Here is a 23,709-nt window from a genome sequence, read left to right on the forward strand (position 1 = left end):
GGCAACCCGCCAAGCCGAGTAAAGGTTAGGTTTTTGGTGATCGAGACAGCCGATAAGACAGCGCTTGAATATTCGCCATCAACTGACCATTTTGATCCTTCACTTCAGTTATATAGGTGTTAATTCTATTGTGATCGCTGATCCGTCGGCATTCAGCAACCAGCTTGCCTGCTGAGGTATTGGCCAAATAGTTGATTGAGACTTGCAAGCCAACTCCATTACTTGCCGTCGAATTACACGCATGAGCTAACGCAAAGTCAGCTAAAGCAAAGATCGCTCCACCATGAACTGCTCCAAAGTGATTTTTGTGATGCGGCGCAACCTGCATTGATACTCGCGCATACTCACAAGCAACTGACTCCAGCTCAAACTGATTATGTATCGCAAAAGGATCATCACCGTAAAATGGATTTTCTGCTACCGATGGCACCGTATTATTTTTCATAGAAATCACCAACGTTGTAATTTTTTACATGATAACCAGCGGGATAATTTAAGTCACTTGCTGAACCATCGATAACGCTTCATTGCATTTAATAACTTTCAACTGAACCTTACTGTTTGTTGCCGCAATATCGTATTGGCCAGTTTTATTTGAGTCCTGATCTACCACCACACCAAACCATTTAAGCTTGTTGCAAATTTTATCTCGAATCTGAGGAATATTTTCACCAATGCCGCCGGTAAATACCAAAGTATCTAAGCCATTTAAAGCCGGTAGAAGCGCTGCAATCTCTCGAACAACCTGAAATATAAAATGATCAATCGCCAATCGGCAGCGTTCATTATCTACTTCAAATAAACTGTTAATATCAGCACCAATACCTGACAGAGCAGACCAGCCGGAGTCTTTAAATAACATTTTTTCTAATTGATTCGCGCTATAGCCATCAGTTAGTAGTTTAAGAATAATACCTGCATCTAAACGCCCCGCCCTAGTCGACATTACCGGCCCTTCAAGGGCGGAAAAGCCCATACTGAAATCCTGACTCTGCCCTTGATGAATCGCACACACACTCACACCACTGCCTAAATGGGCAATAATAACTCGCTGGTTAAATTGTTCCGGCTGCTTATCACAGAGCTGTTTATACACATGTTGATATGACAATCCATGGAAACCATAACGGCGAATGCCTTGTGCACGAATCGATTCAGGTAAGGCATAGATTGTTTTGTAGCTAGGCATATTCTGGTGAAACGCAGTATCAAAGCAGGCATATTGGTCGATATCTTTAGGCAGAATCCCTTGAAATAACCGAATCACTTCAAGCGCTGGCGGCTGGTGCAAAGGCGCTAAAACAGATAACTCGGTTAAATCTGAAAAAACTTGGTTATCAATTTTCACTGCCTGAAAATACTTTTCACCACCGTGAACAATTCGATGCACCAATCGATCGGGTAATAAATCAGCTTGTGTTAATTGCTGCCACACCAAAGTAAGCAGTTGCTTAAGCGGTGTGCTTTCTGGAAATGTTGTCACTTGTGGTTGTAGTAGGCATTCAGAATTTACTTCAGTTTTCAGTTGAATCGATGAATTATTTAAACCGTTAATGGTGATTTTCACCAATCGTTCAGGTACTTCATCGTAAGACCGATACAAGCTAATTTTAAGGCTTGATGAGCCAACATTTAACGCAAGAATTTCCATAGTGTTTCTATTTATTTTTATGATGATTATTGTTTATGAAAAATTCATATATTTAGAACTGATCTTGTTTATAACGGCTAACTAAGCTTGCTACTGCACAAGAATAAATTCTGGTTTGCAGGCTATCAGAACGACTGGTTAAAATAATCGGCACCCGAGCACCCATCACCAAACCGGCAGACTGAGCACCACCCAAATAACACAACTGCTTGGCTAGAATATTACCGGCCTCTAGATCTGGGACTAACAAAATATCCGGCTCACCAGCAACGGGGGACTGAATGCCTTTAATTTGTGCTGCCTTGGCAGAAATTGCATTATCAAATGCCAGTGGGCCGTCGACAATAGCACCAGTAATTTGCCCGCGATCTGACATTTTACAAAGTGCTGCTGCATCAATTGTTGCAGGCATACTGGGTTTTACTTTTTCAACAGCAGCCAGAATGGCAACTTTAGGTTGCAACAGGCCAATGCCCGCTGCTAGATCAATCGCATTTTGTAAAATATCTCGCTTAACTGCTAAATCTGGCAAAATATTAATCGCAGCATCGGTGACCAGTAATAGCTTGTGGTAATGCTCAGCCTGCAACACAAAAACATGGCTAACACGGCGATCGGTACGAATCCCTAGCTGTTTGTGAACCACCGCCCCCATTAACTCAGCCGTCGCCAAGCTGCCTTTCATTAATGCTTGGACCTTTTGCTCTCGTGCTAAAGCAACAGCAATTTCCGCTGAAGCATGGCTGTGCTCGCAGTCAATAATTTCAAACCCACTAATGTCCAGATCAAACGATTCTGCAATCTGCAGCATTCGATCTTTAGGACCGACCATAATCGGCTCTATCAGACCAGCCTTAGCAGCTTCGACCGCAGCTTCTAGCGAATATTTCTTCATTGGATGTACTACCGCAACCTTCAGCGGCGGATTACTTGCTGCTTTTTTTAACAGCACATCCAAAGTAGATGAGACTGGCTCTGAAATTTCCATATTTCGCCTTTATTATTGTTTTTACGAAAAGAATGAACATCATTTGCCGATTTTGTCGTGAAATGAACAAAAAAGAAAGTTTCATAACAAAATGTCATATAACTTTCTTTTAGCAACACCACAGTAACCATCACAGTTAAGAGTGTCCAAACTTGTTGCGGCAACATCGATGCTTGTTTACGAAATACATTTGGAAATAACAAAAAAAACCCGCGATCATTTCTGATCGCGGGTTTTAATTTTTCAACAATTTCAGCAGGCCATCAAACAGATTAGTGTTTGATATTTAGCGTAAACTAGCCTTCTTGAATCGTCGCAATCTGGCACAGCTTCTGGTAATCGTTGATGCGTACTTCTTTGCTCTCAACCGCCAGAATACCTTGCTTTTGGAAACGGGTCAGAACACGACTTACCGTTTCAACTGCCAGACCTAAATAGTTGCCAATCTCAACACGTGTCATAGGTAAACGAAAAGCAGTAGTCGATAAACGACGACGCCCGTTACGCGTTGAAATACTTAACAATAATGAAGCGATACGTTCTTCAGCATTCTTCTTGGCTAACAGCATAATTAACTGCTGCTCTTCACGAATTTCCTTGCTCATCATCTGGAAGAAGTGACGCTGTAGACCAGGTAGTACTTTGGTTAGCTCTTCTAAACGGTTAAACGGAACTTCACAAACTGTTGTTGATTCAAGTGCCTTAGCAGAATTCACGTGATGGTTGGTATTGATGCCATCCATACCCATGATTTCACCCGGCAAATAGAAGCCGTTAATTTGTTCTTCACCAGACGGTGTAATTGAGTAGGTCTTGATAGCGCCGGTTCTAACAGCATAAATTGCTTTGAACTCGTCACCACTACGGAACAAGTGCTGACCTTTCTCAACGCGTTGTCCCTGTTTGATAATTTCGTCCAGCCGATCAAGGTCCTCTGCCTGGACAGCCAAAGGCAAACACAGGCTGCTTAAGCTGCAGTCACTGCAAGAAGCTTTAATCGTGCGGCAGGATCCTGCCTTATGAACTTCGGTCATTGCTAGCGCTCTCGTAATTCCAGGCGAATCCCCGATCCTAATAGCTTGTTTTTATTAATCAAATGAAACATTTGTTATTACACTGCTATCAGTGGTCTGCGGGTGAATCGCAGTCGCCGTTTCGAAAAACGGCTCGTTATGCATAAGTCCCTGATAATTAGATAGACAGCCGCCGCCAGAGTGACTTAAACAAGTATCAAAGCGGCCTGCCAATTACTGCGACCTCTCAACAACAATATTGGCTGGCTGAAAAACTGAATCGCAAAATCCTTTGCTATTCCAATGTAGTTTGTAGGATTGTAAACCACTGCCGTTCGTAACCGAACATGCAAAGGTATATTTTGACCGTGATCAAATTACTCGACATGATATAGATCATATTCTGGAGTATTGGCCGGAAGATTGTCAGCTAATGCTCAAAACAGTTAATCATTTCCGGCAGACGGCAATCAAAATAGAACAAAGGGCAAGCTTTAACCTCTCAATGTTTTGAGTGGTTAAAACTTGCCCTTATCGGTCGCTTTTTTTTAGATGATTTTTGAGTAAATAGTATCCTTAGTTGGGACCTGCTCACTCAAACGATTCATATTATATGAATCAAATGCCATGCAAATAGTTCGGATCAACAACCGGCCTTTATCGGTGACTTGAATCCGCTCTGAACGAATTTCCAGCAAACCATCTTGCTCCATACCACGCAGCAGTGCCAAAGACTCTGAAAAATGCTCAGCAAAGACGATGCCATACTTGCGCTCAACCTTGCCAATATCCAGCGAAAAATGACAAATCAGCTCGGTGATCACATGGCGACGCAATCGATCTTCATCAGTCAGTGCATAACCACGCTCAATCGCCAACTCACCTTTTGCAAGGTGCTCTTGGTAGGTTTCAATATTCTTACTGTTCTGGAAGTAAGTGTTATCAACCTTACTGATTGATGAACAACCCATCGCAATCATGTCAGTACCACCACAGGTTGAATAACCCTGGAAGTTGCGCTGCAGCTCACCGTTATTCTGTGCCTGACAAAGCGGATCTTCTGGACGAGCAAAATGGTCCATACCGATATATTGATAACCGGCATTGTTCAGTTGTTCGATTGATTGCTGCAAAATTTCTAGGCGAACTTCTGCCGATGGTAATTGCGATTCATCAATCTGTTTTTGCACCTTAAATAACTGAGGCAGATGCGCGTAATTGAACAAGGAAATTCGATCTGGGTTGAGATCAATGGTTTTTTCTATGGTAATCCGGTTGGTTTCTAAGGTTTGCAATGGCAAACCATAGATCAGGTCCATGCTCAAACCATGGAATTGGTTATCGCGAATCGCTTTAACTACGCCACGAACCATTTCTTCACTTTGAACCCGGTTGACCGCTTTTTGCACCGCCGGATCAAAGTCCTGAACTCCTAGGCTGATTCGGTTAAAACCAAGCCCACGCAATAGCGCAATGGAACCCGGACTGGATTCACGAGGATCCAATTCAATCGAATACTCACCGGTATCATCATTACGCAGATTGAAATGCTTACCTGTTTTATGCATTAACAAAGTCATTTCACTGGAATCGAGGAAGGTTGGCGTACCACCACCCCAGTGCAGCTGGATCACTTCACGGCTGTTATCATACAACTGACCTTGCATTTCGATCTCGCGCATCAGCTGCTGCAAATATGGCTCTGCACGGCGACGATTAGCGGTGATCACCTTATTGCAAGCACAGTAGTAACAAACCGTATTACAAAACGGGATATGGAAATACAGTGAAAGCGGGCGCGCACTAGCATTACTGCGACTAACAGCGGCCAGCATATCTTCCTGGCTAAAGTCTTCTCTAAACTGGATTGCAGTTGGATATGAAGTGTAACGCGGACCGTTGATGGTGTAGCGCTGAATCAGCTCACCATCCCATTGTATTTTGCAGCTCATGACTGGCTTGACTCCTCGTAAGCGTCCCTATTCGGATCGTGAGACATCTAAGGCTCGTTCCTGAAGCCTTCTATTTTGGCCGACAAATCTCATGGTTATATCACTTTGTTTACTTGACCTTGATGCAAATCAATCACTTGATTAAATTACAAATCAATCAACAACAAGCTTACCTAGCTTCTTCCATTGAAAAATTAATATTTTATGCTGCAAATCAGGATGTTAAACATCATCATTCTTGGGTTTAGCCACCAACCGTTAAATATCATAATTTTCATTAATGATATTCAATCATTAAAACAAAAGCTTATAACCAGAAAGAATCTTCACCTTTGGCTAGCGACTCATCACCGAATCACCAACAGACAATTAACTCAACTGATTAAAGCTGCATACTGCTTACAACCTGATCATCTGAAATACTGGTCTGCTCAAAGCAAGATTTTTGCAGAGTTTCACCTGATTCAATGATTCCTTTTTTATATTAATTTACCAAGCGCCAATCTTTTGTGGAATATGAAAAAGGTTGTGAAAGTTAGTTGACAGCTCACCGGAAATATCAGATAACTTCGCCAGATTTATTCAGGAATGTTGTATTACATGAACTTGTCCCACCAATATTTTTACTTTTTTGGTTGGTTTTGCTCCCATAGCGGGCGCGAAGGGATGGTTTGTGGTTAACATAAACTGAATTGAACAATTCCCGAAGCCCGCTCACTGAGCGGGCTTTTTTTTGCTTTGGAGAAAATCATGATCGTTGTATTAAAGCCTGGGGCAACCAAACAAAGTGCCCAGCCGCTGCTGAATAAAATTGACGCGGCCGGGCTGAAATCGCTTTATTTGCCAGGTGTCGAGCGAATCGTCTTGGGTGCTATTGGAGATGAGCGTATCCTTGCCTCACTGAATCTAGATGCGGATCCAATGGTCGAAAGTGTTAAGCCGATTCTCAGTCCATATAAATTGGTTAGTCGAGAAGCACACCCTTCATCTTCTATCGTAAAAATTGGCAATACCGAAGTCGGTGGTGACACCTTTACTGTTATCGGTGGCCCTTGCTCAATTGAAAGTCTCAATCAATCACTTGATATTGCCCGTGTGGTTAAAGATGCCGGCAGTCATGTCTTCCGTGGTGGTGCTTTTAAGCCTAGAACCAGCCCTTATGCCTTTCAGGGTTTAGGCGAAGAAGGTTTAAAAATTCTTCGTAAAGTCTCCCAACACACTGGCTTACCTACCGTAACCGAAGTCGTTGATGCTGGAGATGTCGGATTAATCACCGAGTACGTTGATTGTTTGCAGATTGGTGCCCGCAATATGCAGAACTATCGCCTACTCAAAGAGGTCGGCCAGGGACGAAAGCCGGTGCTACTTAAACGCGGGCTATCAGCCACATTAGAAGAAACCCTGCTAGCTGCTGAATACATCTACCACGAAGGCAACCATCAAGTGATTTTGTGTGAGCGAGGTATTCGCACTTATGAAACCGCGACCCGCAATACTCTGGATTTAAATGGCGTTGCTTGGTTGAAACAGCGTAGTCATTTACCGGTTCTAGTCGACCCGAGCCATGGCACGGGTGTTCGTGAGCTAGTGATTCCAATGAGTCGTGCGGCGGTTGCAGTGGGTGCTGATGGCATTATTGTTGAAACCCATACCAATCCGGCAGAAGCCTTATCTGATGGGCATCAAGCGCTCACTGAAGTGATGTATCAAGAGCTAATTAAAGAGATCATGCCGATTGTTCATGCGATGGGTAAAAAGCTATAAACCGTTTACTCAAAAAGGATGCTTCGAGCGTGGGCTTTATCAAGATTCCATCTGCATCAGACGTAGCAGATGGAATCGTTTAATTATCCAGAAACTGCTGCGTATTAAATTTTTCAGATAACGCCGGTAACTGGGCAATCAGTAAGTCGATACTGGTGGGGCTTGCTATATAATGGCCTTGCGCAACATGACAACCCGATTGATTCACTAGCTGGAATTCTTGTTCGGTTTCCAAGCCTTCAATTAACAGCTCAACACCCAACCCCTGCATCATTTGATTCAGAGAGCAAAGCAGCAGCTTGCCCCGGCTAAAATCTTCCAGCTCCTGTAAGAAACGGCAATCGAGCTTTACTCGAGACCAAGGTTTACTTACCAAGAAATTCAGAGAGCTACCACCTGGGCCAAAGTCATCGAGTACTAGTTCAAATCCCTTGTTACGACACATAGCCAAAATCCCTGGCTCAAGTCGCTCTGCTTTTCGCGCTAAAGATTCTTTCATTTCCAGCATGATTTTCTGCTGCTTCAAGCCGGTCATTTCTAATTGACGCTCTATTCGCTGTAAACGCTCACTAGATAGCCGATGTAAATTAATGCATAGCAGCCAATCTGCCGGCCAACGTCTGGCCGTTTGCAAGGCTTCATGAATTACCCACTCTTCTAGTTTTTCAAGCAGGGCATGCTTTTCTGCTAAATCCAATAATTCTTCTGGTTGAATTTCGCCATATCGAGGATGTTCCCAGCGCAATAAGCACTCAATCGCCACCAACTCTCCAGTTTTCATGTTTAGTTGTGGTTGGTATGCAAGCTGTAATTTGTCTTCTTCAACCGCATCAAATAAGTCTCTAATCAGATCACGTTTACGTTCCAACTGCTGATTTAATTTGTCTTGAAAGAATTGAAAAGGATGATCATTACCGGCCGCTTTTGCTTGATACATTGCTAAGTCAGATTGAGTCATCAGCTGCTCGACCGACTGACCATTTTCTGGAAACAAACTGATGCCGCAACTAACGCTAATACGACAAGATTCATCACCTAGCTGAATTGGCTTATTAAGGCAAGCACACAATCTGCGGGCTAAAGCTTCAGCACTGACCTCGTTATCGAGCATGGGCTGAATCACTGCGAACTCATCACCACCGATGCGAGCGATCAAATCACTCTTTCTCAGTTCGCGGCGAAACCTGTCAGCGACTGCCTGCAATAGTCGGTCACCATGACTGTGGCCAAGGCTATCGTTGATATCTTTAAAACCATTCAAGTCCAATAAATGAACTGCCACGCCACCATGATAGCGAGAGGCCTGCTGTACTTGTTCTTCTAATCGCTGCCTGAAACAAGTGCGATTGGCTAGCCCGGTCAAACCGTCCTTTAATGCTCGGCTTAAATTGGTCTGCTCTTGTTTGCGCAGGTGATAAACCAATATCGAGCCGAATAATAAAATCCATAAAAAATCTGCGAACAATAAAGTTTCCCAGCGTCGCGCTTCATCTAACCTGCGCTCAATTTGCAGGATCTGTCGCTGCTCTAGCGCTAAGCGAATTCTAGAAAGCTGCCGACTTGCTTCCAGCAAGTAACTTCTCAACTGATCTCGATTAATTTGTAAATTATCGGGGCCAGTCATTAATCCATGTAAGTTTTTTTGCAGTTGAATAATAGGTTTTTGCTGCAGGCTAATTGATGATTTCTCTACAGCGATCATTAGGGAAGAAAGGGTCTTTTGATAACTTTCCAGTTGATCTATGAGAACAATGCGGGGGATTAAGTTGGATTTATAAGTATTTAACTGGCGATGCATTGCTTGCTGGCGGCCGCTGAGTTGTTGCAACTCAACACCTAATGGATCGTTACGCCAATCCAATCGGGACATGCTGTAATGCAGCCCCCACAAACTACCCACCACCAGCAATAAACTGAGCAAAGTCAGGGTGATTAATAACACCTGAAATCGGTTAATTCGAAAGGCTATTTGACTGTCCAGAAGTTCCCTCTCCCGCCAGCAGCATGCTGCTGATCAACCGGATCGTCCTTGATCCAGTGAAAATTTATTTAATTACTGCCCATCGTAGATATCGTGTGCGTAATCATCAAACCGAGTAAAGCGACCTTGGAAGGTTAGCGGAACCGAACCAATTGGGCCGTTACGCTGCTTACCTATGATGATTTCTGCCTTGCCGCGCTCCGCTGTTTCAGGATTGTAGACCTCATCTCGGTATACAAACATAATCACGTCAGCATCCTGCTCAATCGCACCTGATTCACGTAAATCCGACATCACAGGGCGTTTATCTGCACGTTGTTCGAGTGAGCGGTTTAGCTGAGAAAGCGCAACTAAAGGGCATTCCAATTCACGTGCCAAACCTTTTAAAGAACGAGAGATTAAAGAAATTTCTGCGGTACGGTTTTCATTCATACCAGGCACCGACATCAACTGCATATAGTCGACAACAATCAGACCTATCTGACCACCGTTTTCACGGGCAACTCGCCGAGCACGAGCACGCATTTCATTCGGCGATAAGCCACCTTGATCATCAATATAGACTTTTCGTTCTGAGAGCATGGCAACCGTGCTGGTCAGCCTTGGCCAATCATCATCTTCCAGTTGACCTGCTCGAATCTTACTTTGATCAATTCGCCCTAGCGAAGATAACATCCGCATGGCCAATTGCTCTGCGGGCATCTCCAGCGAGAAAATCAGAATCGGCGCATCCTGCCCCATTGCAACATTTTCAGCGAGATTCATCGCAAAGGTGGTTTTACCCATCGATGGGCGACCTGCCACAATCACCAAGTCACCTTTCTGTAAGCCTGAAGTCAACTCATCTAGGTCGGTAAATCCGGTAGAGGCGCCGGTAATCGAACCCTCGGTATTAAACAGTTCATCGATTTTGTCGATGGTGCTCGCCAATATCTTTTTGATTCCCTGCGGGCCATCGCCTTTTTGGGTACTGTTTTCAGCAATGTTAAATACCTTGCTCTCAGCAATATCTAAAAGATCGTTAGTTGAACGGCCATCTGGATTAAACCCAGCATCGGCAATTTCTTGCGCCACTCCAATCAACTGACGAACTACCGAACGCTCCCGTACGATATCGGCATAGGCAGCAATATTGGATGCGCTAGGTGTGGAACGTGCCAGTTCACCCAAATATGCCAGTCCACCGGCTTGCTCAAGCACACCGTCCCGCTCGAGGGTTTCAGATAGCGTGATTACATCTAATGGCTGCGATTGTTCGGCAAGCTTAGCAACCGCCTGAAAAATCAATCGATGATCAGTGCGATAGAAATCATGCTCTGTTAAACGTTCAGAAACTTCATCCCATGCATCGTTTTTCAGCATCACGCCACCCAGAACTGATTGCTCAGCTTCAATGGAATGAGGTGGCGTTTTTAACATAGCCAGGTCGGTGGGCGCTGACGCTGAACGGGCTTTATAATCAGTTTTCATAGGATGAGGGACTGTAAAAAATCCAAGGATCGATTCGGTTGGCTATTTTGCCACAAAAAAAGCCAAGTTAATCTTCTATTTTGTTACAAGCTCGGCCACAAAAAGATCAATTCGGTCGTCCCTTTTTCCAGTTGCTAGGGTCAATGGACTAATTGATGATCACTTTAATTCACTCTAAAAACGTCAAACGTCAAATTTCTATTGCAGTCGTAAAATGCACCTTTTTCATCGACATTCTGGTTTCAGTACCGACAACACCCGGTAATCGCAGTAATTTTTCTGAAAAAATCTTTTCAAATGCGGCGTTGTCTTGGTAAACCAATTTAATTAGATAATCTGAACTACCGGTCATTAGGTGACACTCTTGAACTTCAGTTAACTCCCTGACCGCTTCTTCAAATTGTTCGAAAATTTCTGCCGACTGATGAGACAGAGTGACAAAAACAAATGCAGTACATTCCTTTAGTAATTTTTGTCGGTTAACCAGTGCGACATATTTCTCTAAATAACCTTGCTGCTCGAGACTTCTTACTCGACGTAAGCAGGCGGAAGCTGACAAACTAACTTTTTCTGCTAATTCAATGTTGGATAGTGCTGAATTTTTCTGTAGCAAATTCAGGATCTGACGATCACGACGGTCCAGTTCAATTTGGTTGCTCACAATTTAATTCCGCTTAAGCCGCTATTTAAACAATTATATTGCATAGCAGCCAAACAATGGCTGCAACTAAGCAAGCAAATCGCTCCATTCAGCACCCATAATGAAGTCATAACATCACAAGCTGAAAGCCAGATACATATTTTTAAGTTTGTAGCTGGTGTTTTTATAAATTGATCCTATTGGAGTGCTGCAAATGTTGATCGGTGTACCAAAAGAAATTAAAAACCACGAATACAGAGTAGGCATGACCCCGGAAAGCGTTGGTGAAGCGATTGTTTCTGGACACAAAGTTATCGTTGAAACACTCGCAGGTAGCGGTATCGGTGCTAGTGATCAAGACTACATCACAGCCGGAGCTGAAATTGTTTCCACAGCAGCTGAAGTATTTGATCGTTCCGAAATGGTAGTTAAGGTTAAAGAGCCACAAGCTGTTGAGCGCGCCATGTTAAAACCAGGTCAACTGCTATTCACCTACCTGCACTTGGCACCAGATCCACAGCAAACTGCAGAATTAATGAAATCTGGTGCAACTTGCATTGCCTATGAAACCATTACTGCCAATGACGGAAGCTTGCCATTATTGACACCTATGTCTGAAGTTGCCGGTCGCTTATCTATTCAAGCCGGCGCTCACGCACTAGAAAAAGCTCAAGGCGGTCTAGGTTTGTTACTCGGCGGTGTTCCGGGTGTTGCGCCGGCAAAGGTAGTCGTTATCGGCGGTGGTATCGTCGGTACTAATGCTGCTGAAATGGCAGTGGGCGCCCGTGCTGATGTGGTGATCCTTGATCGCTCTAAAGCAGCACTAAAGCGTTTAGACGCCCAGTTTGCTGGCCAAGTAAAAACGGTTTATTCAACTCGTGAAAGTCTGCTCAAGCATGTATTAGATGCAGACTTAGTAATTGGCGGCGTATTGATTCCTGGCGCAGCGGCACCGAAGCTGGTAACGGCTGAAATGATCAAGCAAATGAAGCCAGGTTCAGTTGTAGTTGACGTTGCGATCGACCAAGGCGGTTGTTTTGAAACGTCTCACGCCACCACCCACCAAGATCCAGTTTATGTAGTTGATGAAGTGGTTCATTACTGTGTTGCCAACATGCCTGGTGCCGTACCAAAAACATCTACCTATGCATTAAATAATGCCACGCTGCCATTCATTCTAACTTTGGCTAACAAAGGCTGGAAGCAAGCATGTGCCGATGACAAGCACTTGTTAGAAGGCCTGAATGTACACGACGGTAAAGTGACCAATTTCCATGTTGCAGAAGCATTGGGACTGGAATTCCACACACCAGATCAGTTTGTTTAGTTAGTTAATACTTCATACTAATTTTTCCGCCAGCTGTTTTATGCTGGCGTTTTTTTGTATTCGACTCTAACTATATTTATTTGCACCTCGCACTGATAGAACGTAGCGTTAAAACAACCTAATATATTGATTAATAACTCAATAAAAGTAAGCCATTGTTTTTAAAAAATTATATTTTCTTAGATCAACATATCTTTTTTAATCATTGCAATTATTAGCTAAACAGTAGAAAATGTTTTTGGAACTCCCCCTCTTACTTTATTTGTTATTAAATATTATGAATGTTCTTGCCAGAATCAAAACACCTAAAATACTAAACGAGTGGCTAGATCGTCGTCTCGAAAAAGAATTATTGAAATTAAAATACAAACCCGTAGAAATTCAACGAATTAAGGCTCTTTTAGACGCAAATAAAGGCATGTTAATTATGATGCCTATAAGTGATATGTATGTAGAAAAGGTCAGTGAAGATCGCTCAATCAAACTTGCTCATCGTATTTCTGGGGATGCATTTACTCAGAAACCTAGTTTTCTGAGTAAATTAGCAATAAAATCTTTTAGAGCCTTTCATACGCCTATTTCAGTCGCTCATGTGCATCATTGCTTATTAATATATTTCAAAGATGAGCTGGTATGGGGTTGTCCGATTACAGCACACCCATTAAAGCCATTAATTACGCCACATGAACTTGATTTAAATCGTGATCCTGATGAAGTAGATAATGCGCTATTAGATGCCATCGACGCAAGGCACACGCGCGACGACTTAAGAGCTGGGTAGAGGCATAAACCGCCTTAAATTTAAGTAATGCTTTCTGCACTGAGCGATCAGTTTTACTTATGCATAAAAAAACCGCCAACTGCAAAACAGATGGCGGTTTTTTTTATTGCGTTACTCCCGAAGGAGCAAGCAATTAAGCTTCTTCTGGTACGATAACCAAAGTCACAACTGCAGACACTTCAGCGTGTAATGCAATGCGAACTTCGAATTCACCAGTAGCGCGGAAAGCACCTTCAGGAAGACGAACTTCCTTCTTGGCAGTTTCAGCACCTGCTTCAGTCAATGCAGCTGCAATTTCAACTGTACCTACTGAACCAAACAGCTTGCCTTCGTCGCCAGCATTGGCAGCGATGGTAATATTTTCCAAAGCGGTCAGCTTATCAGCGCGTGCTTGTGCAGCAGCCAATTCGCCTTGAGCTTTAGCTTCCAGTTCAGCACGACGGATTTCAAAATCAGCAACGTTTGCTTCATTTGCAGGAACCGCTTTGCCTTGTGGCAGCAGGAAGTTACGACCGTAGCCAGCTTTAACGTTTACTTTGTCGCCCAGGTCGCCCAGGTTACGAACTTTCTCAAGTAAAATTACTTGCATTGTAATAACTCCTCGCTCTTAGTGCTGGTCGCTGTACGGCAGCAGAGCCAGGTAGCGGGCGCGCTTGATAGCGGTAGCCAGCTGACGCTGATACTTAGCTTTAGTACCAGTAATACGGCTTGGTACGATCTTGCCAGTATCAGTAACATAATTCTTCAGGGTAACCAGATCTTTATAATCGATCTCGGTAACGCCTTCAGCAGTAAAACGGCAGAACTTTCTGCGACGGAAAAAACGAGCCATGGTAATTCTCCTGTAGATTATTCGGCAGCTGCTTCAGGGGCAACTTCAGCGGCAACTTCAGGAGTAGCTTCAACAGCTACTTCAGGAGCAGCTTCAGCAACTACTGCAGGAGCAGATTCTTCAGTCTGTTCCTTGCGCTCGCTACGCTCTTCACGGTCTTCACGACGAGGTGCTTTTTGAGCATCACGCTCATCTTTAGCTTTCATCAAAGGAGAAGCTTCAGTGTCAGCGGCCTTAGTCTTCAGAACCATGCTACGAATTACTGCATCGTTGAAGCGGAAAGCATTTTCCAGCTCAGCCATTGCTTCCAAACCACATTCAACGTTCATCAGAACGTAATGTGCTTTGTGGATTTTGTTAATTGGGTAAGCCAGTTGACGACGGCCCCAATCTTCAAAACGGTGAATTTGGCCTTCGCCTTCAGTGATGATCGCTTTGTAGCGATCAACCATTGCAGGTACCTGCTCGCTCTGGTCCGGGTGAACCATAAATACTACTTCGTAATGACGCATATACGCTCCTTACGGGTTAGACAGCCCCGCAGTAAGTACCGCTGGGACAAGGAGTCTCTACCACGAGGGCAGAGGAAGGCGGGGATTCTATGGCTAAAAGCCCTTTCTGGCAAGGTTTTTTACTTGATTTCAGACACTTTAAACGCCCGGTCATTCAAGCGGCTTGATTTACTCTGCTCTGGTGGCAATCAGGATTTAAAATCGTATGTATAGAAGAGCAATCAATAACTCAACAAATGCCAGTATGGATCGAAGCGGCATTGCTTGAGTTAGAGGTTGCGTAAATTTTTATACGATGCACTCATTGCATGCTAAAAATATTGTATCTCGAATGGAAATAGATTGTCTAAGTTCGGCATTTAAACAGTGCAAAATCTAGTTTAAGCAAATTATTGAATAAGCTACTGCGCGGCAGAGGCTTTATTTTATCTCAAATATAAAAGATTGTAATCATTGACATATAACTTAAGGATAAGTGAATACCTATGTCAGAAATAGTCGCTCAAAAAATTATGTCGCTTCGAAGCATGTTGATTACCGAACTAAATAATTTAGGCGTAAGAAACATGCTACCTTTTAAAAATTTTCTTCCAGAACCCTCTAACATTGAAGAATGGCCTGATGTTGTTTTTTGCTGTGCATTAATTGTTAAAATAACTAATCAAGTTTTTTATGAGACAATTGTAAAACATAAATTACCCTTAACATGCAATGCTAGATTTTTAGATAGCACCGAGTTATACATAGACACTTGGTCATACAATAAAGATAAAGCACAAAAGATTAAAGTTATTTTTTCTAGAATTACAAGATTAATTATTAATGTATTATTCCCTATTGAATCGATATCAAGAAAACCTGGCGTTAAGGTTATACATAGAATATGGGTCGGAAAAACTCCGAGCCAGGATATACTCACCAGCATAGCTGCGGCTAATTTGAAGATTCAAGCATTTTGGCCTAATTCAGGATCAGCGAAATGCTATTTATGGACAGATTGCCACGCATTATTAAACAACTCTAGGAATACATACAACTTTGAAGTTAGGCATATAAATGAATTGTTAAATATTTCTAGCTTACAAAAAAATGATCCGCGGTTATTTGAAACCACTCGCTCTTTAGTTAATTTATTTATCGGTCGATCTTTTTTTGCTCATGCTGTTGATTTATTAAGACTACTAGCTTTGTACAAATATGGAGGATTATATCTAGATTTTGGCTTTATTTTTCCGCACGTGTGGCATGGCCTTTCAGAAATACCTTTTCCTTATCAAAACCAGGGAAGAGAGACAAACCAACACATCGAGGCTCCAATGATTTCTGGACACTGGTTTGAGCCAAGCGAGAATGATTTTTTAGTCACAAGAGCGCCTGTTCTTCAAGGTTCTTTTCACTTTGACTCTAGTGTATTTTCTGAAAACACTGCGGATATAGGGCAAACTCATTATGGCATCACAGGGTTAGAAAACGGTATGCTTTATTCTGGGAAAAAAGAATCTCGAGATATAACTTTTGCTCTTAAGCAAATTTGCAGCCAAACAGCAGGATTTAACGATATTACAAAAAGATATCCTTTGTTATTAGACAAAAACCATCATTTTAAAAACCTTCATCTTTTGATGGATTTAGAGCCACTGGCGCACACGCTAGTGAATTGTGGGAGGCTTGCTAAAATACACTTTAAAGTGTCTTTAAATTATAATGACATACCATACCCGACGCCAAGCAAATTCCATACGCAAGAAGGTAGATTTTATTGTGTATATTTCGAAGTAGATAAAAAGAGTTTGTTCATAGTTGATTTTACTAGCAATGCGAAGAACCCTTATGAATTAAAAAAACATTCCTCTTATTATTATCCGATTTTTCAGGTTAGTAAAAAACTTAACAGTACATGGGTTTTTGAAAAAACAGATAAAAAGAGCAGGGAAATTTGATTCGATGAATATTGCAAAAAACCACTTGAAAAATCAAGTGGCTGCCCAGAAGAAAAATCTAATTAAAATCAGACTCTAGTTCCAAATAAAATTTTCTTAGCCGCTTCTTTTTTGCGCCCGGCATCCATACGGTCAACCGAAGCGGCCATCAAATCAGAAACAGCACGCTTAAACTCGGCACAACTTAATACCGGTTTACGAATCGCTGCAGCCCAAGTTTTAGTAGTCCGATGCCGTCCAAAACTATTTAAAGCATCAGTAACACACTCCATCTTTTTTCTACGACAGAAAGATCCAACGTTGCATTCTAATACTGCTTCTAAATATCCTGTAAATTCTCGACTGCTCATCTTCATAACTTGCCCTCCAAAATTCTAAGATTATTGTCGGTAAGTAAGCAAAATCTAACCGGAATTAATCCACAAAGCAGCTTGGGACGGTCATTTGAAAGGATATAGTTGTGAACAAGTTGTCAGGATATCGCTGAATTGTGGACAGATTGACAGCTTTGAGGAATGGCAGTGACTGGAATAACGACTGGGAGTGTCTGGTATGTTGCGAGACCTATATGGGGACGTAAATTACAAAATCAAACCCCAAAAAAACTGAACTATAATGAACTTCACAGTAAAAATTGAGTTAGGGCTGAAGTGCTTGCAATCGACGTTTGTTAGCGAGATAGTATTGATAAAGATCAATACCGGATGAGCTCTCGCTGCTAATCTCAGAGTTAAGGAAACAGAGAGGAACGAACAATCATCCGATATCATCTAGAGGTCTAACAAGACCTTATGTAAGCTGCGCATCTCTTGCATCGATTATTAGCGCAGAATAACAACATTGGAGGTACTGCTATGCAGAAAGCGTTACAGGTGGTTTTCCGGGGCATCGAACATTCAGATGCAGTTGAAGTTAATATTCGAGAAAAAATGGGTAAACTCGAAAGATACTGCGATTCCATCACCTCCTGCAGGGTAGTAGTTGATAAGCCGCATAACCGGCATAGTAAAGGTGAGCTATACCATATTACGATTGATCTCGCCGTTCCAAATGAAACGATCGTAGTTGACCATGACCAACATGACAATGAGTCACACGGCGACGTATATATTGCTATCCGCGACGCATTTAATGCAGCAGAACGGCAGCTAAAGAGTTCAGCAGGTCGTCAACGTAAGAACCTGCGAGATGAAACACTGCAACCAGTTGATCCAATAGATCTGGAACCTGAGCCAGCAGCGCTTTAGCCACAAAGTTTAGCCGAAAGGCAATACGTCCTGTCCCATACAGGGCTATAAAACCCCCGCCAAATTGAGTGGGGGTTTTTCTTGGTCAATAGAAAATAAATTTAATTTGGTTATCGGCAATCATTACTTAATTAATATTGTTGATTACCACATAAAAAATTTCCTATGAATAAAAATATTAACCAAGCTAAAATTCAAGAAAAAAAAACGAGCGACCTATTCGGTGCCCGTTTTTTTTGTTGATATGACTTTATTTCGATCGATTACTTTACCGTATATCGATTTTTAATGTATCTGGTCTTCAGATAAATCAGCGTCACGATCCATCTGCTCATTTACTTCCAGCCACATCGCATTGATGATGCCGAAACTGCAAGCCAGTAAAACACCTAGAATCCAGGCAAAATACCACATATTAATATACCTCTGTACTAGCTCGGCTAGTAAAGTGAATGGCTATTAGCCTGAACATGATCGACCGTCACCCGACCCCACATTTTGTAATAACACCACAGGGTGTAACTCAAAATAATTGGCACGAATATCATAGCAACCCAGAACATAATAGTTAGGGTTAACTCACTGGAGGTTGCATCCCACATCGTCAAACTGGAATTTGGATTGATCGATGACGGCATTAAAAATGGGAACATTGAGAACCCAGCCGTCAAAATGACACCAGTTTGTGCCAGCGAAGTACCCAAAAACGATAGTGCGGGTCGTTTCACCAAAGCCATTAACAATGCCAGCAAAGCTCCGGCATAAGCCAGCGTCGGCGCAGCTATCATCCAAGGATATTGAATGTAGTTTGCAAACCAACCACCCGCGACCAATTCTACTTCTTTGGCTAGTGGGTTTGGATTAGCTAAAGTCGACGGCATACTGACAATTTGATAACCATCAATACTGCTCCATAACCAAAAACCCGCCAGCGAGAAGGTAGCAATTAACACCAGTGCCGCCAGCCAAATGACTTTACGCGCTCTGTCTGCAATCACTTTGTCGGCTCGCATAAACAACCAGCTCGCACCATGCATGATGGTCATGCTTACTGCGACTACACCAGCGAGTAGCGCAAATGGATTTAATAAACCAAAAAATCCACCGTCGTAATGGGTACGCATTAAATCATCTAGATAAAATGGAACACCTTGCAATAAATTACCAAAGGCTATGCCAAAAATTAATGGTGGAACCGCACCGCCAACAAACAAACCCCAGTCCCAGCTTTTTCTCCAACGAGGGTCATCAATTTTGCTTCGATAATCAAAACCTACCGGACGGAAAAACAAAGCAAATAATGCCAGAAACATTGCAAAATAAAAGCCAGAAAAAGCCGCTGCGTAAACCATCGGCCAGGCAGCAAAAATTGCGCCACCTGCTGTCACTAGCCAAACTTGGTTACCATCCCAATGCGGGGCAATGGTATTAATAATAACTCGGCGTTCCTCGTCTGTTTTACCAAGGAATGGAATCAGCGCACCTGCCCCCATATCCATGCCATCAGTTATCACAAAGCCAATCAGCAGAACACCAATTAAAACCCACCAAGCCAGCTTGAGCATTTCATAATCCAAAACCATGGTTTATCTCCTCAAGCTTTCTGTTCAAAGTGATAACGACCGGTATGCAAACTACTTGGCCCTTTACGGACAAATTTCTGCATCAGGAACACTTCGATAATTAATAAAATGGTGTAAAACAACGTTAATCCAGCAATACTCAGCATTAAATCATTTGCAGTTAAATCTGAATTAGCGATTGCGGTTGGTAAAACTTCTGCAACAGCCCATGGTTGCCGCCCATACTCCGCAACAAACCAACCCATTTCTATAGCAATCCACGGCAATGGAATACTAAACATTGCTGCTTTTAACAACCAACGTTTTTGTTCTGCAACATGTTTGGCAGAGAAGTAAAATGAAGCAACAAATACAAATAACATGATGAATCCGCAAGCAACCATAATTCTGAAACCCCAGAACATCGGCCAAACTTTTGGAATAGTATCCCTAGCGGCTTTCTTAATTTGCACTTCACTGGCATCAACAACATTTTCGGTATAACGCTTCAGTAATAAGCCATAACCTAAATCTTTTTTAACCAGGTCAAATGCGGCTCGATTTTCTAGCGTATCTTCACCACCGCGTAGTTTTGTCAATAAACCATAAGCAATCATTCCTGAACGAATTCTTAACTCATGGTCAATCATCAAATCTTTTATGCCAGTTACTTCCTTATCAAGAGACCGAGTAGCAATTAAACCTAACGCATAAGGGATTTTAATCGCCGCATGGGTCTCCATATTTTCATCATCCGGAAAACCAAAAGCAGTAAAGGCCGCCGGTGCTGGATGGGTATCCCATTCTGCTTCTATTACTGCGAGCTTGGTTTTCTGTACATCACCCACTTCGTAGCCTGATTCATCACCCAGCACAATCACCGAAAGAATAGCTGCTGTACCAAAACTGGCAGCAATTGCAAACGAGCGGCGAGCAAAGGGCAAGTCACGGCCTCTGAGCATGTAATATGAAGAAATACTCAAGACAAACATCGCACCGCAGGTATAACCAGCAGCCACCGTATGAACAAATTTCACTTGGGCTACTGGGCTAAATACCAAGGCTGCAAAACTGGTCATTTCCATTCGCATGGTTTCAAAATTAAATTCGGCACCCACCGGAAATTGCATCCAGCCATTGGCGATCAAAATCCACAATGCAGAAAAGTTGGTTCCGAGCGCCATCAACCAGGTTCCAGCCAAATGCTGATTTTTGCTCATTCGGTCCCAACCGAAAAAGAACATGCCGACGAACGTCGATTCAAGGAAGAAAGCCATTAAGCCTTCAATAGCTAAAGGTGCACCAAATACGTCACCTACATAATGCGAATAGTAAGACCAGTTAGTTCCAAACTGGAATTCCATCGTCAAACCAGTTGTTACACCTAGCGCGAAGTTAATACCAAACAGCTTGCCCCAAAATTTAACCATATCCTTATATACTTGCTTGCCCGTCATCACATAGACGGACTCCATAATCGCAAGCAATATAGAAAGGCCGATAGTCAGGGGAACAAACAGAAAGTGATACATCGCAGTCAGCGCGAACTGAAGTCGCGACAGCTCAACCACCATGTCGGTCATGCCAATTACCTCATTAATAACAAAAACAAAAAGATGCATTGAAAAGAAATTTTTACGTAAGCAGCAAGTACTTAAATTGGCGACATTCTATATCAGTCACTACTAAAGTTCGATGCTGTTTATAGTACGGTCGCAACAATAAGCAGCGCAATCATTTGATTTTAAACTTGTTTATATCGAATGATAGAATTATTCAATCAATGACTTAGCTAGTGGCTATGGTCAATTAGAACGCTTCATAACAGATCACTTTTGGTTATTGCTACAAATATTCACTCATTTAAACATGAAAAACTGAGTGATTTTATCGGATTTTATTCTGCTATGCTGAGACTTGTGAAAGTTGGCAACTAATAAGGATATGGACGCCTGCTATGCGATTACTAGTGATGGACCTAGATGAGACATTGTTTACATCTAAAAAAAGAATTGAGGCATCAAGGCAAGGAGGATTATATCACGGTACAGCGATTAGCCCATCTCAGTTATCTAACATTGGGGATAACTGTACTAAATTATTTCGCTTCGACAATGGTCACTATTCAGGAAGAATAGTTTATCCATTGTACCCAGTTTTACATAAAAGACTTTTTGCTTCGTTATGCCTGCAGCCACATAAATCATTTCACACACATTCTGATTTAATCGAGTCAGATACTATTGTGATAATATTAACAGATGGACACTATGATATTGAATCGATAAGACTCGCTTTAACGGAAACTTTCGGTCTATACCAAGCATTTAGAAATATTTATATTTTCAATTATTATAGTTTTTTTACTCCCGATAAAATAATTAGGCGATCTTTGAGTGGTAGCGGCGATCGATATCTTTCACCTGAACAAAGTAAAATAGGAAAAATAAAATATTTTTTAGACGTACAAGATATAAAAAGCTGCGATGTTACAATTGTTGACGACAACCCTTTAAACCTGCTTGCTGCTCAAACATTTGGATATTCTTTCATAGATTCTTCTGCCGCTGATTATTGCTCGAAAATGCATAGCTATTTAGGGCAACTCGCCAAGACAGCTAATTCACTGCTTTCAGGACAGGTAATCCGAAGATCTGAAAGCATGCCACTATTAACATCTTTTAATTTACTTGCTATAGAAGACAGCTCATCAGAAGCTTCAAGTGATGGCTTTGATATGATACCAGACGATTAATTAACCATACCTACTAATTCACAAGAAAACATTTCAAACTAAATTAAAATCAAAAATATCATCTTTAAGTACTAATTTAATTTTTACAGCAGATAATTTATGGCATCTAGCACCTAATTTTTCATAATCCTCTTCTGTTAATGCACCCTCCAATCGTTCTAGCCGCTTCAAATAGTAATAGCCATCAAACGAATAGATTTTATCACCCACAATAGGGTAGCCAAGCGTAGCTAATTGAGCTCGAATTTGATGCTTACGGCCTGTGAATAAAGCACATTCAATCAAGGCATAGCCATCTTCTCGTTTGAGTACCTTAAAACCGGTACGGGCCTTCTTTGGTTTTAAGTAAACACCGTCATAATCATTGTCGAGTGTTTGTTGGCTGATTGAATAAACCTGACTGCGAATTTTACTACCTGCTTTTTCAACCAGAATTGATCGATAATCCAGCACATCCCACTCAGGAGCCCCCCAAACTTTGGCGTGATAGATTTTTTTAGTAATTAATCGTTTAATTTTCGATTTATATTTTTTATCTGCCCGTTTGTTTTTTGCAATTACCAGCAAACCAGAAGTTTCAGCATCTAACCGATGTAATAAGTGTGCATCTCTAAAAGGCGTTTGCCGGCGAACTAACTGAATGAGTGTATTAAACAAGTTTCGTGTGGTACGGCTTACTGGCAAATTTGCTGGTTTATCAATCACCATCAACTGCTCATTTTCCCAAACCTTGCGCCATGAATTACAGGTTGTGGCTTCAAAATGATCCAACATCTTCAAAGTCACTTGCTGGCCTAACTCAAGCTGCAAATCCTCTCGACATAGTCGCTGATCCACCAATACTCTCGATTGTGACAGCCATTGCTCGGCCGTGCCTTCCACCACCTGATTGAACTGTTCTGTGAGAAATTCAATCAACCTTTGTGATTGGAAGATCTGATAACTGACAGGAAACTGACAATGGTACATAACAACTTGGCTCTGCAATCAATCGTGATAATGATGAGAAGGTAATGAGAATTTTAGACGTAATGGTGGCCGAGAAAATTCATGATGATCGATCTTGGTGATAACACTTACTTCAGCCTTACTAGCAGCTTACTTTATTTACCCGCTGGATAACCTTTATCTGATCAAAAAACAACCAGATTGATAAAAAGCGCTACAGCCAAGCTATATCAGCAAGATGTAAATCCATTCATAGTTGTCACACAGGCTATCCACTGACTTATCCACAGGAATAGTGTACTAATCAACCTGCTAGACCTGAACTCTATAAAACTATTCACAGACT

Annotated in this window: 22 protein-coding genes; 6 read left to right on the top strand and 16 right to left on the bottom strand. The window is 42.1% G+C overall.

Annotation, left to right across the window (positions count from 1 at the left end):
- Positions 1-25: 25 nt before the first annotated feature.
- The 5 genes from DC094_RS08115 to hemN form a co-directional block, all read right to left on the bottom strand.
- The gene (locus DC094_RS08115) at positions 26-445 is read right to left on the bottom strand and encodes a PaaI family thioesterase (RefSeq protein ID WP_116686613.1); all 420 of its coding nucleotides are present in this window, start codon (positions 443-445) and stop codon (positions 26-28) included.
- Positions 446-493: 48 nt separating this feature from the next.
- On the bottom strand, positions 494-1,651 hold the full coding sequence (locus DC094_RS08120; protein WP_116686614.1) for an acetate/propionate family kinase: 1,158 nt from the start codon (positions 1,649-1,651) through the stop codon (positions 494-496).
- Between the two features lie 52 nt (positions 1,652-1,703).
- Positions 1,704-2,639 (bottom strand): bifunctional enoyl-CoA hydratase/phosphate acetyltransferase, encoded by a 936-nt coding sequence (locus tag DC094_RS08125; protein ID WP_116686615.1) that lies wholly within the window; start codon positions 2,637-2,639, stop codon positions 1,704-1,706.
- A gap of 296 nt (positions 2,640-2,935) precedes the next feature.
- A complete protein-coding gene (fnr, locus tag DC094_RS08130; protein WP_116686616.1) occupies positions 2,936-3,673 on the bottom strand; it encodes a fumarate/nitrate reduction transcriptional regulator Fnr in 738 nt (245 codons plus the stop codon).
- 527 nt (positions 3,674-4,200) lie between these two features.
- A complete protein-coding gene (gene hemN / locus DC094_RS08135) occupies positions 4,201-5,604 on the bottom strand; it encodes an oxygen-independent coproporphyrinogen III oxidase (protein WP_116686617.1) in 1,404 nt (467 codons plus the stop codon).
- Positions 5,605-6,354: 750 nt separating this feature from the next.
- Between hemN and aroF the strand changes: the two genes are divergently transcribed.
- Positions 6,355-7,368 carry a 3-deoxy-7-phosphoheptulonate synthase gene (gene aroF / locus DC094_RS08145; protein ID WP_116686619.1) on the top strand — a complete coding sequence of 338 codons (1,014 nt, stop codon included), beginning with the start codon at positions 6,355-6,357 and terminating at the stop codon, positions 7,366-7,368.
- A 79-nt stretch (positions 7,369-7,447) separates the two neighbouring features.
- On the opposite strand, the gene DC094_RS08150 is transcribed toward aroF, so the two are convergent.
- The 3 genes from DC094_RS08150 to DC094_RS08160 form a co-directional block, all read right to left on the bottom strand.
- A complete protein-coding gene (locus DC094_RS08150; RefSeq protein ID WP_116686620.1) occupies positions 7,448-9,310 on the bottom strand; it encodes a putative bifunctional diguanylate cyclase/phosphodiesterase in 1,863 nt (620 codons plus the stop codon).
- A 111-nt stretch (positions 9,311-9,421) separates the two neighbouring features.
- Positions 9,422-10,819 carry a replicative DNA helicase gene (gene dnaB / locus DC094_RS08155; protein WP_116686621.1) on the bottom strand — a complete coding sequence of 466 codons (1,398 nt, stop codon included), beginning with the start codon at positions 10,817-10,819 and terminating at the stop codon, positions 9,422-9,424.
- Between the two features lie 190 nt (positions 10,820-11,009).
- A complete protein-coding gene (locus DC094_RS08160) occupies positions 11,010-11,480 on the bottom strand; it encodes an Lrp/AsnC family transcriptional regulator (protein WP_206605602.1) in 471 nt (156 codons plus the stop codon).
- A 193-nt stretch (positions 11,481-11,673) separates the two neighbouring features.
- Between DC094_RS08160 and ald the strand changes: the two genes are divergently transcribed.
- On the top strand, positions 11,674-12,786 hold the full coding sequence (ald, locus tag DC094_RS08165; RefSeq protein WP_116686623.1) for an alanine dehydrogenase: 1,113 nt from the start codon (positions 11,674-11,676) through the stop codon (positions 12,784-12,786).
- A 232-nt stretch (positions 12,787-13,018) separates the two neighbouring features.
- Entirely contained in the window at positions 13,019-13,567 is a 549-nt protein-coding gene (locus tag DC094_RS08170; RefSeq protein ID WP_116686624.1) for a hypothetical protein, read from the top strand.
- Between the two features lie 133 nt (positions 13,568-13,700).
- On the opposite strand, the gene rplI is transcribed toward DC094_RS08170, so the two are convergent.
- The 3 genes from rplI to rpsF are packed head-to-tail and all read right to left on the bottom strand — an operon-like array spanning position 13,701 to position 14,911.
- Positions 13,701-14,156: a 50S ribosomal protein L9 gene (gene rplI, locus DC094_RS08175; protein WP_116686625.1), complete on the bottom strand. Its 456-nt coding sequence runs from the start codon at positions 14,154-14,156 to the stop codon at positions 13,701-13,703.
- 18 nt (positions 14,157-14,174) lie between these two features.
- Positions 14,175-14,399, bottom strand: coding sequence for a 30S ribosomal protein S18 (gene rpsR / locus DC094_RS08180; protein WP_116686626.1), 225 nt, complete (start codon positions 14,397-14,399; stop codon positions 14,175-14,177).
- Between the two features lie 17 nt (positions 14,400-14,416).
- Entirely contained in the window at positions 14,417-14,911 is a 495-nt protein-coding gene (rpsF, locus tag DC094_RS08185; RefSeq protein WP_116686627.1) for a 30S ribosomal protein S6, read from the bottom strand.
- Positions 14,912-15,396: 485 nt separating this feature from the next.
- Here rpsF and DC094_RS08190 point away from each other — a divergent pair, with 485 nt between their 5' ends.
- Positions 15,397-16,851 (top strand): glycosyltransferase, encoded by a 1,455-nt coding sequence (locus DC094_RS08190; protein WP_116686628.1) that lies wholly within the window; start codon positions 15,397-15,399, stop codon positions 16,849-16,851.
- Positions 16,852-16,919: 68 nt separating this feature from the next.
- On the opposite strand, the gene DC094_RS08195 is transcribed toward DC094_RS08190, so the two are convergent.
- Positions 16,920-17,207: a hypothetical protein gene (locus DC094_RS08195; protein WP_116686629.1), complete on the bottom strand. Its 288-nt coding sequence runs from the start codon at positions 17,205-17,207 to the stop codon at positions 16,920-16,922.
- A 498-nt stretch (positions 17,208-17,705) separates the two neighbouring features.
- On the opposite strand from DC094_RS08195, the gene DC094_RS08200 reads away from it, so the two are divergent.
- On the top strand, positions 17,706-18,098 hold the full coding sequence (locus DC094_RS08200; RefSeq protein WP_116686630.1) for an HPF/RaiA family ribosome-associated protein: 393 nt from the start codon (positions 17,706-17,708) through the stop codon (positions 18,096-18,098).
- Between the two features lie 285 nt (positions 18,099-18,383).
- Here the strand turns inward: DC094_RS08200 and cydX are convergent, their stop codons facing one another.
- From cydX to DC094_RS08215, 3 genes are read right to left on the bottom strand one after another with little or no spacing between them, the layout of a single operon-like run.
- Positions 18,384-18,512 carry a cytochrome bd-I oxidase subunit CydX gene (gene cydX / locus DC094_RS08205; protein ID WP_116686631.1) on the bottom strand — a complete coding sequence of 43 codons (129 nt, stop codon included), beginning with the start codon at positions 18,510-18,512 and terminating at the stop codon, positions 18,384-18,386.
- A 26-nt stretch (positions 18,513-18,538) separates the two neighbouring features.
- Positions 18,539-19,681: a cytochrome d ubiquinol oxidase subunit II gene (cydB, locus tag DC094_RS08210; protein WP_116686632.1), complete on the bottom strand. Its 1,143-nt coding sequence runs from the start codon at positions 19,679-19,681 to the stop codon at positions 18,539-18,541.
- Between the two features lie 11 nt (positions 19,682-19,692).
- On the bottom strand, positions 19,693-21,243 hold the full coding sequence (locus DC094_RS08215) for a cytochrome ubiquinol oxidase subunit I (RefSeq protein WP_116686769.1): 1,551 nt from the start codon (positions 21,241-21,243) through the stop codon (positions 19,693-19,695).
- Positions 21,244-21,617: 374 nt separating this feature from the next.
- Between DC094_RS08215 and DC094_RS08220 the strand changes: the two genes are divergently transcribed.
- On the top strand, positions 21,618-22,415 hold the full coding sequence (locus DC094_RS08220; protein ID WP_133245499.1) for a hypothetical protein: 798 nt from the start codon (positions 21,618-21,620) through the stop codon (positions 22,413-22,415).
- Positions 22,416-22,448: 33 nt separating this feature from the next.
- On the opposite strand, the gene DC094_RS08225 is transcribed toward DC094_RS08220, so the two are convergent.
- Positions 22,449-23,384: an RluA family pseudouridine synthase gene (locus DC094_RS08225; protein WP_116686634.1), complete on the bottom strand. Its 936-nt coding sequence runs from the start codon at positions 23,382-23,384 to the stop codon at positions 22,449-22,451.
- Between the last annotated feature and the right edge of the window lie 325 nt (positions 23,385-23,709).

This window comes from Pelagibaculum spongiae, from assembly GCF_003097315.1.
Taxonomy (GTDB): Bacteria; Pseudomonadota; Gammaproteobacteria; order Enterobacterales; family Pelagibaculaceae; genus Pelagibaculum; species Pelagibaculum spongiae.

Excerpts from the sequence above, each read along its gene's own strand:
- DC094_RS08115 (WP_116686613.1), bottom strand. The coding sequence starts at position 445 with ATGAAAAATAATACGGTGCCATCGGTAGCAGAAAATCCATTTTACGGT.
- DC094_RS08120 (WP_116686614.1), bottom strand. The coding sequence starts at position 1,651 with ATGGAAATTCTTGCGTTAAATGTTGGCTCATCAAGCCTTAAAATTAGC.
- DC094_RS08125 (WP_116686615.1), bottom strand. The coding sequence starts at position 2,639 with ATGGAAATTTCAGAGCCAGTCTCATCTACTTTGGATGTGCTGTTAAAA.
- fnr (WP_116686616.1), bottom strand. The coding sequence starts at position 3,673 with ATGACCGAAGTTCATAAGGCAGGATCCTGCCGCACGATTAAAGCTTCT.
- hemN (WP_116686617.1), bottom strand. The coding sequence starts at position 5,604 with ATGAGCTGCAAAATACAATGGGATGGTGAGCTGATTCAGCGCTACACC.
- aroF (WP_116686619.1), top strand. The coding sequence starts at position 6,355 with ATGATCGTTGTATTAAAGCCTGGGGCAACCAAACAAAGTGCCCAGCCG.
- dnaB (WP_116686621.1), bottom strand. The coding sequence starts at position 10,819 with ATGAAAACTGATTATAAAGCCCGTTCAGCGTCAGCGCCCACCGACCTG.
- ald (WP_116686623.1), top strand. The coding sequence starts at position 11,674 with ATGTTGATCGGTGTACCAAAAGAAATTAAAAACCACGAATACAGAGTA.
- DC094_RS08170 (WP_116686624.1), top strand. The coding sequence starts at position 13,019 with ATGTTTTTGGAACTCCCCCTCTTACTTTATTTGTTATTAAATATTATG.
- rplI (WP_116686625.1), bottom strand. The coding sequence starts at position 14,156 with ATGCAAGTAATTTTACTTGAGAAAGTTCGTAACCTGGGCGACCTGGGC.
- rpsR (WP_116686626.1), bottom strand. The coding sequence starts at position 14,399 with ATGGCTCGTTTTTTCCGTCGCAGAAAGTTCTGCCGTTTTACTGCTGAA.
- rpsF (WP_116686627.1), bottom strand. The coding sequence starts at position 14,911 with ATGCGTCATTACGAAGTAGTATTTATGGTTCACCCGGACCAGAGCGAG.
- DC094_RS08190 (WP_116686628.1), top strand. The coding sequence starts at position 15,397 with ATGTCAGAAATAGTCGCTCAAAAAATTATGTCGCTTCGAAGCATGTTG.
- DC094_RS08195 (WP_116686629.1), bottom strand. The coding sequence starts at position 17,207 with ATGAAGATGAGCAGTCGAGAATTTACAGGATATTTAGAAGCAGTATTA.
- DC094_RS08200 (WP_116686630.1), top strand. The coding sequence starts at position 17,706 with ATGCAGAAAGCGTTACAGGTGGTTTTCCGGGGCATCGAACATTCAGAT.
- cydX (WP_116686631.1), bottom strand. The coding sequence starts at position 18,512 with ATGTGGTATTTTGCCTGGATTCTAGGTGTTTTACTGGCTTGCAGTTTC.
- cydB (WP_116686632.1), bottom strand. The coding sequence starts at position 19,681 with ATGGTTTTGGATTATGAAATGCTCAAGCTGGCTTGGTGGGTTTTAATT.
- DC094_RS08215 (WP_116686769.1), bottom strand. The coding sequence starts at position 21,243 with ATGACCGACATGGTGGTTGAGCTGTCGCGACTTCAGTTCGCGCTGACT.
- DC094_RS08220 (WP_133245499.1), top strand. The coding sequence starts at position 21,618 with ATGCGATTACTAGTGATGGACCTAGATGAGACATTGTTTACATCTAAA.
- DC094_RS08225 (WP_116686634.1), bottom strand. The coding sequence starts at position 23,384 with ATGTACCATTGTCAGTTTCCTGTCAGTTATCAGATCTTCCAATCACAA.